Source organism: Peribacillus sp. (genome assembly GCF_059453735.1).
This window is the reverse complement of record NZ_JAZVJO010000284.1, coordinates 1-4,339: the sequence shown is the minus strand read 5'-3', so window position 1 is coordinate 4,339 and position 4,339 is coordinate 1. Positions and strand designations below refer to the sequence as shown.

Sequence of the window (4,339 nt, the reverse complement as noted above, 5' to 3'; positions counted from 1 at the left end):
GCAACGATGGGAATGGGTTTCATTGCAGCCATCCTGTCATCCCTGATGAATAATATGCCAACAGTGATGATCGATGCCATTGCCATATCAGACACGAATACCACAGGCGTACTTAGAGAAGCCCTTATTTATGCCAATGTCATCGGTTCGGACTTAGGACCGAAAATCACACCGATTGGTTCATTAGCTACGTTACTGTGGCTACATGTCCTCTCCTTAAAAGCGGTCAAAATTTCATGGGGAACGTACTTTAAAACAGGCATCATTTTAACCATCCCAACATTATTCATTACGTTAGTTGGCTTATATATTTGGTTACTCATCATTCATTAAATAATGTTACTATCAAAGGAGATTAACAACATGACTAAAAAAACACTCTACTTTTTATGCACAGGAAACTCATGTAGAAGCCAAATGGCTGAGGCCTGGGGGAAGAAATACTTAGGAAACGAATGGCAAGTTCTGAGTGCAGGAATTGAAGCACACGGATTAAATCCCAACGCGGTAAAGGCAATGAATGAAATAGGATTGGATATTACTAATCAAACTTCGGACATCATTGATGCTGATATTTTAAATAACGCAGATTTAGTTGTAACATTATGTGGGGATGCAGCAGACAAATGTCCAATGACCCCTTCACACGTTAGGCGTGAACATTGGGGCTTTGATGACCCAGCGAAAGCAACAGGTACAGAAGAAGAAAAATGGGCATTCTTTCAACGTGTTCGTGATGAAATTGGCGAACGAATTGAACGTTTCGCGAAAACAGGCGTATAAAATAAGATGAAGCCGTGAGTATCCTCGCGGCTTTCCCTATCATGGCTATATAAGCAAATGATTATATTCAGAAGGGATGATTCTTTATGAAAAAAATACAAATATATGATCCAGCCATGTGTTGTTCCACAGGAGTTTGTGGTCCGTCAGTAGACCCAGAGTTATTACGTATGTCTGTGGTGGTGAAAAATTTAGAAAGTAAGAAGTACCCTGTACAACGCTTTAACTTAACAAACGATACAGATGAGTTTATTAATCAAAGCGAAGTACATGCCTTATTGAATGAAAAAGGACCAGAGGTATTACCCATTGTGATGGTAGATGATGAGGTGATGATGACAGGAGAGTATCCGACGAATGAAGAGTTGGAGCAGTGGACGGGATTATCAGCAAGTGAATTAAGCCAAAAACCTAAAGTTCGACTGTTATTAAACGTGAAAAAAGGAGGTGAATAAGATGCAGTTATTTACGAGAGAACATTTTCCTAAGACAAAGTTTTTATTTTTCACTGGAAAAGGTGGAGTTGGTAAAACTTCTGTCGCAAGTTCTCTTTCCCTTGCTTTATCCAAGGAAGGGAAAAAAGTACTGCTCATTAGTACAGATCCAGCTTCTAATTTACAAGATGTTTTTGGGCAAACATTGTTCAATAAACCAACTTTGGTTCGAGGAACGACTCATTTATTCGCTTTAAATTTAGATCCCGTACAAGCAGCTGCTGAATATAAAGAGCGCCTTGTGGGGCCTTATAAAGGAAAAATGCCTGAGTCAGTCATTGCCACAATGGAAGAACAACTGTCAGGTGCTTGTACCGTAGAAATCGCAGCGTTTAACCAGTTTTCTACTCTTTTAACAGACCCAGGCATCACTGACGAATATGATGTCATTGTTTTTGATACGGCACCAACAGGCCACACGCTTCGTTTATTACAACTTCCGCAAGCGTGGTCTGGCTTTTTAGAAGAGAATACCAATGGAGCTTCTTGTCTCGGCCCGTTAGCAGGGCTAGAAAATCAAAAAAAGATGTACAGTGAGGCGGTAAAGGTACTGTCTGACGAAAAATTGACGACACTTGTTTTAGTCAGTCGGCCAGAAAATAGTCCGCTTGCTGAAGCGGCACGTGCATCGCAAGAATTAAAAGAGATAGGCATCGTCAACCAACAAGTCATCATCAATGGTCTATTTGAACAAACTGCCTTAAGTGATCCTTATGCGAAAGCGTTGTATGAAAGACAACAACAAGCAGTAAATAGTGTGCCAGCAGCAATTGCTCACTATCCACTGTATTACTTACCGCTTGCCCCTTTTTCCATTACAGGGCTTCCCCAAATGGAAAAATGGCTTGTCCATGATTTTGAAATGCCAGAATCCAGTACAGATAATGAAGAAATTCCCTATCATACAATTAATGATCTGATAGCGTTTTATGACACCCACCCTCAAAAAGTGATTTTTACGATGGGAAAAGGTGGAGTAGGAAAAACTACGGTGGCTTCATTACTTGCATTGGGGTTAGCTGAAAGAGGAAGAAAGGTACACTTAACCACGACCGATCCTGCCGCTCATCTTGCTTGGACGTTTGATGGAAATGTCCTGCATGAGAATTTAACGATCAGCAGTATTGATCCAAAGAAAGCTGTCTATGCGTATAAGGAAGAAGTGTTAGCAAAAGCAAGGGAGACGCTGGATGAAGATGGGGTGTCCTTTGTAAAGGAAGATTTAGAATCTCCGTGTACAGAAGAAATTGCGATCTTTAGAGCTTTTGCAGAAGTGATTGAACAGTCTAAAGACCAACTGGTCGTTATCGATACAGCCCCATCTGGGCATACCCTTCTCTTGCTTGATGCATCGGAAGCGTATAACAAAGAAATTTCACGTTCGTCAGGAGATATTCCTGAATCGGTTCGGAGCTTGTTGCCAAAACTGCGTGATAAAAATCATACCAGTGTCATTATTACCACGTTACCAGAAGCAACGCCCGTCCTCGAAGCTAGTCGTTTAGAGGAAGATCTCCAACGAGCCAATATTTCTACCCATTGGTGGGTAGTGAATCAAAGTTTTTCTATGACATCAACGAAAGATCCTGTATTAGTGAGAAGAGCAAAAAATGAACAGGTATGGATTCAGAAAGTGCACGGCTTGTCTAACGGACAATTTGCCATCATCCCATGGAGCATTGAGGAGCCAAAAGGGATTGAAGGATTACATCAACTTTTAACCATATAGGAGGAACCCTTAATGAAAATGACCGAACAAGCAAAAGTATTTATCCAGGAAATCATGCAAGCAAATAACGTCTCTACCCTTCGTTTCTTTGGAGTAGAGGGCTGTTGCGGAGTGAATGTAAGCGTGGCTTTACAAGAAGCAGAAGAAAATGATGTTGTCGAGCAAGTAAGCGGACTAAACATTGCCATGCAAGCTGATATGAAGGACCAATTAACAAATGTGACCATTGATGTAGAAGAAGAAAACGGAGAGATGGGGATTATCTTAAACGGATATAACAACAATTCTTGTTGTTAGACAAAATAGATGGAACCTATGAAACCTATTGCACTGTTCAAGCCATCATCTTATAAATTAGAACAATAACATATCAAGAAATAGGAGTAAATGGAAGATAATAAATGGTAGGGGGACTTGTAGATGAGTGAAATGAAAGATCATGACATCCGTGAAAACGTGAGGGAAAATTACAAAAAAATTGCATTACGAGTCGTAAATAATGACAGTTGTTGTGCGCCTAGTTGCTGCACACCTGAAGAGGATAACAATATCTCGGTCCAACAAATTTCTAAAAAAATGGGTTATTCAGTAGAAGAGCTAGAAAACATTCCAAATGGTGCAAATATGGGTTTAGGTTGTGGTAACCCGCAAGCGATTGCTAATTTAACAAAAGGCGAAATTGTTTTAGATTTGGGCAGCGGTGGGGGATTTGACTGTTTCCTAGCTTCGCCAAAAGTCGGTACTGAGGGAAAAGTCATCGGCGTAGATATGACCCCAGAAATGATTAGTAAGGCTCGGAACAATGCAGAAAAGAATCACTTTACCAATACTGAGTTTCGACTAGGCGAAATTGAAAACTTACCAGTTGCCGATGAATATGTGGATGTAATCATGTCCAACTGTGTTATTAACCTTTCACCCGATAAACAACGCGTTTTCCAAGAAGCATACCGTGTATTAAAAAAAGGTGGGCGTCTAGCCATCTCTGATGTAATCCTTACAGCGGATTTGCCATCATCTTTACAATCAGATATGAATCTATATTCTGGATGCATTTCAGGCGCTTCGTCGATGGCAGTTTTAACAACTATGTTGTCAGAAGCAGGATTCAAGAATATTTCCATAGAACCAAAAGACGATTCAAAAGAATTTATTAAAGAATGGGCCCCTGATCATAAAGTGGATGAGTATATCGTGTCCGCTATTATTCAGGCAGAGAAGTAGAAAACAACCTTGTCCCCTTCCTTAACACAAGAAAGGTGATTACATGACCATTCATCATGCAGGTACATTGACAGAAGCATACTTTGAATCATATTTAACGTTAATTATG

At 40.2% G+C, this 4,339-nt stretch carries 6 protein-coding genes; all 6 read left to right on the top strand.

From position 1 onward, the window contains the following. A partial coding sequence (locus AC52RT_RS09110) for an ArsB/NhaD family transporter (protein ID WP_495540445.1) occupies positions 1 to 333 on the top strand: 333 nt, incomplete at its 5' end. Positions 334 to 363: 30 nt separating this feature from the next. Continuing rightward, positions 364 to 783 carry an arsenate reductase (thioredoxin) gene (arsC, locus tag AC52RT_RS09105; protein ID WP_495540444.1) on the top strand — a complete coding sequence of 140 codons (420 nt, stop codon included), beginning with the start codon at positions 364 to 366 and terminating at the stop codon, positions 781 to 783. Between the two features lie 86 nt (positions 784 to 869). Further along, positions 870 to 1,238: an arsenite efflux transporter metallochaperone ArsD gene (arsD, locus tag AC52RT_RS09100; protein ID WP_495540443.1), complete on the top strand. Its 369-nt coding sequence runs from the start codon at positions 870 to 872 to the stop codon at positions 1,236 to 1,238. 1 nt (position 1,239) lies between these two features. Further along, positions 1,240 to 3,006 carry an arsenical pump-driving ATPase gene (gene arsA, locus AC52RT_RS09095; protein WP_495540442.1) on the top strand — a complete coding sequence of 589 codons (1,767 nt, stop codon included), beginning with the start codon at positions 1,240 to 1,242 and terminating at the stop codon, positions 3,004 to 3,006. Positions 3,007 to 3,018: 12 nt separating this feature from the next. Further along, complete coding sequence (locus tag AC52RT_RS09090; protein ID WP_495540441.1) at positions 3,019 to 3,303, top strand: Fe-S cluster assembly protein HesB; 285 nt, start codon at positions 3,019 to 3,021, stop codon at positions 3,301 to 3,303. 123 nt (positions 3,304 to 3,426) lie between these two features. Beyond that, positions 3,427 to 4,230: an arsenite methyltransferase gene (locus AC52RT_RS09085; protein WP_495540440.1), complete on the top strand. Its 804-nt coding sequence runs from the start codon at positions 3,427 to 3,429 to the stop codon at positions 4,228 to 4,230. Positions 4,231 to 4,339: the final 109 nt, after the last annotated feature.